Origin of the sequence: Arthrobacter sp. CC3 (assembly GCF_039907775.1) — a bacterium.
Classification (GTDB): domain Bacteria; phylum Actinomycetota; class Actinomycetes; order Actinomycetales; family Micrococcaceae; genus Arthrobacter.
Map to the genome: position 1 here is coordinate 1 of NZ_JARCCY010000086.1, position 5,628 is coordinate 5,628.

Below are 5,628 nucleotides of genomic sequence, written 5' to 3' on the forward strand. Positions count from 1 at the left end.
GTCACCGCCGGAACACCATTCAGGTCGAGAGCCCCAACCACACGGTTGGGGCTCTCCCACTTTAACCACCACACACAGAACCCCCAGGGGCAACCCACCCGCACTTCCCGGGCCCCTCAGACGAACCCTCGCCCGCTGTGCCTCTAGACTTACACTTCATGAGCCACACACCGTCCGGGTACCCTGCCAAGCGGGCCACAATCCTAGACGTCGCCGCGGCTGCCGGTGTTTCCCGCCAGACCGTCACGCGTGCAATGAACGGCATGCCGGGGATCAAGGAATCCACCCGTCAACGGGTACAGGAGTTGGCGCAGGAGCTGGGCTACACCCCGAGCCGCTTCGCCAAGGGCCTCGTCCAGGGGGCCAGGACATCAGTTGGCCTGGCGATTCCAGATCTCACCAACCCGTATTACCCTGCTTTTGCCTCCAGCGTCGTGGAATTGGCCACACTCCGCGGTTGGCATGTGGTGGTCGACGACTATGGTCACGGCGGCCGCAGCGGCCTGGACGCCGTCGAGCACCTGGCACCCCAGGTGGACGCCGTCATTGGCTACCTTGGCGGCTACGCCGACCAGGCGCAGTCCTTCCTGGGCAGGCGTCCGCTCGTCGTCCTGGATGAGGCTCCTGGCGGCGCAGCCGGCAGCATCAACTTCGAGTACGACCACGCCGCACAACTGGCCGCGGACCGACTGATCCACACGAAACGGCAGCACGTCGCCTATCTGGAGGCGGGGTCCGCTCCGACCGGCGGCAAGGAAGTTCCCGGCACCGCCCGCGGAAAGGCCGTGGCGGGGCGACTGGACGAGGCCGGGATGTCCTGGTCCCCGTTCTTCGCCGAAGAGACAGCAGAGGCGGCAAAGGCGGCCTCGGCGGCGTTCCTCAGGGCCCGCCCGGAAACCGACGGGATCCTGGTCTTCAACGATCTGATGGCCGCCGGCGTCCTGAAAGCGGCGGCCGACGCCGGACTTCGGGTACCGGAAGACTGTGCGGTGATGGGCATGGACGGAATCCCCCTCGGAGAACTCCTCACGCCCCAGCTCAGCACCCTGGCACTGGACCTCCGAGAGGTCGGACGGGCCGCCGTCGAACTCCTTGATGGATTGCTGTCCGGTTCAATCACGCCCGGATCCGAGGAATCGCGGCTGACCTTGAAGCATCGGCTGGTGCTCAGGGATTCTGCCTGACGCCATTCTGCTGCTACACACGGATCGCTTGGCCAAGATGAGTCAAAGTGCCCTTTCGGCCGGAGCGGCTAACCGTCAAGCTGAAACGGGACTAACGCAGCCGTCCCGGTCTGCCGAAGCCCCGCCGGACGCGCCGCATTTCGGCGGCTCGAGGCCAACTCGTGGACAGGAGCAGGGATGGGACGGCTGGATGGCAAAGTGGGCCTCATCAGCGGCGGATCACGCGGGATCGGTGCAGCCATAGCTGAACGGATGCTTGAAGAGGGCGCCAGGGTGATCGTCGGTGATGTCCTGGACCAGGAGGGAGCCGAACTGGCAGCGAGGCTGGGAGGCGATTCCCGCTTCGTGCACCTCGACGTGACGAGCCCAACGGACTGGCAGCGGGCGGTTGATGCCGCCGTCACCGAGTTCGGCAGTCTCAGCGTGCTGGTCAACAACGCCGGCATTGTGAACTTTGGCCGGATTGATGAGTATTCCCATGAAGAATGGGCCAGGATCATCGACGTCAACCTGACCGGCGTCTTCAACGGCATCAAGGCGGCGGCCCGGTCCCTGGCGTTGAGCGGAACCGCCTCGATTATCAACATTTCGTCGATCGCCGGCATCCGCGGCTACGAAAGCCTCTCCGGGTATACCGCGTCCAAGTGGGGTGTCCGCGGACTGACGAAGAGCGCGGCCCTGGACCTCGGAGGATCCGGAACGCGCGTGAACTCGGTGCACCCCGGCGTCATCGAGACGCCCATGACCGCCGGCATGACGTTCGACACGGACCACGTGCCGCTGCACCGGATCGGCCAGCCGCGGGACGTAGCCGATCTGGTGGTGTACCTGGCCTCGGACGAATCCTCTTTTGTTACAGGCGCGGAGTTCGTGATCGACGGCGGTGATACCGCCGGGACTGTGTCGCCTGAGGTTGCTGGCGGCTCGCCGGACTAACCGAATCCGAGAGGGAAAGACCCGCGGGCCACTGCGGGCGGGAGGCCGGAATTTGGCGGAGCCCAAGGGCTCCGGGCCCCTTTTCAAGCACGCTCCGTTGGCGTAGGATCGATTGGACCGTGAACGTTCACGAAACTGCGATAACGCACACGTGCGCCGCGCGCTCTGTACTGGAACCGACCCCAAATCCGAGGACCGCTATGCCCGTTGAGCCCACAACCGCCAGCCCAACCTCCGCAGCAAGCTCCGTCGTCGACGCTGCCGACCGCGCCGACAACGTCGCCGGACTGGCCCCGGTACAGCCGGCGGCTGCTGCCCCCGAGCAGCGCCTGGACGTTGCCGCCCAGCAGGTCGCTGATCTGGCGTCGGTGGCTCCCGCGCAGGGTACGAAGCCGGCACGGGCCTACCTCGAGAGCGATGCGCCACGCCTGACGCTGAACGGCGTGTGGAAGTGCAGGCTTCACGCCGGCATCCGGCAGGCGCCACAGGACGGCTGGCAGACAGGCGGAGCCAGTGCGGATTTCGGCGACCTGCCGGTGCCCTCGAGCTGGCCCATGCACGGCCACGGAACGCCCTGGTACACCAACGTTCAGTTCCCTTTCGCCGTGGAACCGCCGCACGTTCCGGACGCCAACCCCGTCGGTGACCTCTTCCGCGAGTTTGAGGCAGGTCCGGAGTTCTTCCCCTCCGCGGTGATCCGTTTCGACGGGATTGAGTCCGCTGGGACGGTATGGCTGAACGGCACGTTGCTGGGCACCACGCGCGGCAGCCGGCTTGCCCACGAATTCGATGCCTCGGGCGTCCTGGTGCCGGGCAGGAACGTGCTGGCAGTACAGGTGGCGCAGTTCTCGGCGGCCAGCTACGTCGAGGACCAGGACATGTGGTGGCTGCCGGGCATCTTCCGCGACGTGACGCTGCGGGCGCGGCCGGCGGACGGAATCGACGACGTCTTCGTCCACGCGGACTTTGATCATCACACCGGCGAAGGCATCCTGCGCGTTGAGGCGAGCCGGGCTGGTAAGGCGATTGCCGCCGTCGTGCGCGTTCCGGAACTGGGGCTGGAACTGCCCGCCGGGGACGAACACCGGATCCCGGGGATTTCGCCGTGGTCGGCAGAAATGCCGCGGCTGTACGACGCCACCGTCAGCACAGCCACCACGGGCGGGCCGGGGGAGACCGTTGCGGTGCAGATCGGCTTCCGGAGCATCGTTATCGAGGACGCGCAGTTCAAAGTGAACGGCCAGCGGATCCTGCTCCGCGGCGTCAACCGCCACGAGAACCATCCCAAGCTGGGCCGCGTGGTCCCGAGGGACGTCATGGAGAGCGAGCTGCGGCTGATGAAGCAGCACAATATCAACGCCATCCGGACTTCGCATTACCCGCCGCATCCGGATTTCCTGGCGCTGGCGGACCGGCTCGGCTTCTACGTTGTGCTTGAGTGCGATCTTGAAACGCACGGTTTCGAAGAGGGCGGCTGGAAACAGAACCCCAGCGCGGATCCGCAGTGGCAGCCGGCCCTTCTCGACCGGATGTCCCGGACTGTGGAACGGGACAAGAACCACGCCTCGGTGATCATGTGGTCCCTGGGCAATGAGGCAGGCACGGGCGAGAACCTGGCGGCGATGTCCCGCTGGACCAAACTCCGCGACCCGTCCAGGCCCATCCACTATGAGGGCGACTGGAGCTCGGCGTACGTGGACGTCTACTCGCGGATGTACGCCAGCCAGGCTGAGACGGCGCTGATCGGCCAGGGCGTGGAACCTCCCCTGGACGATGCGGAGCTGGACGCGCGGCGCCGTGCAATGCCCTTTGTCCTGTGCGAGTACGTCCACGCCATGGGCAACGGGCCGGGCGGCATGTCCGAGTACCAGGAGCTCTTTCATCGCCACCCCAGGCTCATGGGCGGCTTCGTGTGGGAATGGCTGGAGCACGGCATCACCCGCACGGGCCCGGACGGCACGGAGTACTTCGTGTACGGCGGCGACTTCGGCGAGGAAGTCCACGACGGCAACTTCGTCACGGACGGCCTCGTGGACGCCAACCGCGTCCCCCGCCCGGGCCTCCTGGATTTCAAGAAAGTCATCGAGCCGCTGGCCATTGAGGTGGCCGGGGACTGGTCCGCGTTCTCGATCACCAACCGCTTCGATTTCGCCGACACGTCGGGGCTTGAGTTCCGCTACACCGTGGAGGCCGACGGCGTGACGGTCGACGGCGGTCGTGTTGACGTCGCGCCCGTGGCGCCGCACGAATCTGCCGGTATCCAGCTGCCGCCCGGACTGCTGGAACGTGCCGCGCACGCGCCGGCGGCGGGTGATCAGGCGCCGGGGCTGGCGGCGCAGGCACCGGCGGTGCTGACGGTCAGCGCGGTGCTCGCAAACGACGCAGTGTGGGCGGAGGCAGGCCACGAAGTTGCCTGGGGCCAGGCGTCAGCCAACGTGCGGGTGGCCCCTGCGCCGGCGGCCGCGGCCGGCGTGGACGTGGACGGTGATTTCCTCCGCCTGGGACCGGCTGTCTTCGAACGGACATCGGGTTCGCTCATCCGGCTGGGCGAGACTGCGGTCGAGGGGTTCCGGCTGCTGCTGTGGCGTGCACCCACGGACAACGATCTCGGCGCGGAGTGGGGCAGCCCGGATCCGCGTCCTGTGGCCACACAGTGGCTGGACGCGGGGCTCAACCGGATGCATCCGCGGCTGGTGGGCATCTCCTCCCGCCCCTCGGCAGACGGCGGCGAAGAACTGGTGGTGCGGACACGGGTTGCTGCCGCGGGCAAGCAGTTCGGTGTCCTCGCCGAATACGTCTGGACCAGTGACGGGTCCACCATCAGCCTTCGGACATCGGTCCGGCCCGACGGTTCGTGGGTCAACGCCGGCCGGCCAGTGCCGTGGGCCCGGATAGGCGTGGAACTCGTGCTGGGCTCAGTGGCGGAGTCCGTGGAGTGGTTCGGCCAGGGGCCGCATCAGAGCTACCCGGATACGGGCCAGGGCACCAGGCTTGGCTGGCATCGCATGCCGGCGGCCGACATGGACGTCGAATACGTCCGGCCCCAGGAGTCCGGCGCCCGTTCCGGTGTGCACGCGGCAGGGTTGGAGCTCGACGGCGGCCGGCTCACCATAGCGGGTGAGCCCTTCGCACTCACCGTGCGCCCGTACAGCCTGGATGTACTGGATACCGCAAACCACCGGCCGGACCTTGTTCCGGACGGCCGCAGCTACGTGTACCTCGACCACGCCGTGCACGGGATCGGAACCGCCGCCTGCGGCCCGGGCGTATTGGAGGGCTACCGGCTGACGCCGCGGGAGGCTGACTTTACGTTCGTATTTGCTGTGACTCAGTCCACATAAGCCGTTTCGGTGCCGTGGGGCATCCCAAGAGGGCAAGATCGGCCGGAAAACCGCGGAATTCCGCAGGTTTCCGGCCCAGTCCCACCGTTCGCGGGTGGATTTGTGCGGGGTCCTCTGGTCGTGTAAAGTAATTCGAGTCGCCGCCGCTGATGCGGAAAGATAGCGAC

The 5,628-nt window shown here is 66.9% G+C and carries 3 protein-coding genes; all 3 read left to right on the top strand.

The genetic code is table 11. The annotated features are described in order from the left end of the window. The first annotated feature begins 158 nt into the window (after positions 1-158). Complete coding sequence (locus tag PV761_RS23975; protein ID WP_347900018.1) at positions 159-1,184, top strand: LacI family DNA-binding transcriptional regulator; 1,026 nt, start codon at positions 159-161, stop codon at positions 1,182-1,184. A 177-nt stretch (positions 1,185-1,361) separates the two neighbouring features. Continuing rightward, positions 1,362-2,120, top strand: a complete 759-nt coding sequence (locus tag PV761_RS23980; RefSeq protein WP_347900019.1) for a glucose 1-dehydrogenase — start codon at positions 1,362-1,364, stop codon at positions 2,118-2,120. Positions 2,121-2,320: 200 nt separating this feature from the next. Then, the gene (locus PV761_RS23985; RefSeq protein ID WP_347900020.1) at positions 2,321-5,461 is read left to right on the top strand and encodes a glycoside hydrolase family 2 TIM barrel-domain containing protein; all 3,141 of its coding nucleotides are present in this window, start codon (positions 2,321-2,323) and stop codon (positions 5,459-5,461) included. Positions 5,462-5,628: the final 167 nt, after the last annotated feature.

What these genes read in the sequence shown, in the direction of transcription:
- PV761_RS23975 (WP_347900018.1), top strand. Translation starts at nt 159, where the DNA reads ATGAGCCACACACCGTCCGGGTACCCTGCCAAGCGGGCCACAATCCTA.
- PV761_RS23980 (WP_347900019.1), top strand. Translation starts at nt 1,362, where the DNA reads ATGGGACGGCTGGATGGCAAAGTGGGCCTCATCAGCGGCGGATCACGC.
- PV761_RS23985 (WP_347900020.1), top strand. Translation starts at nt 2,321, where the DNA reads ATGCCCGTTGAGCCCACAACCGCCAGCCCAACCTCCGCAGCAAGCTCC.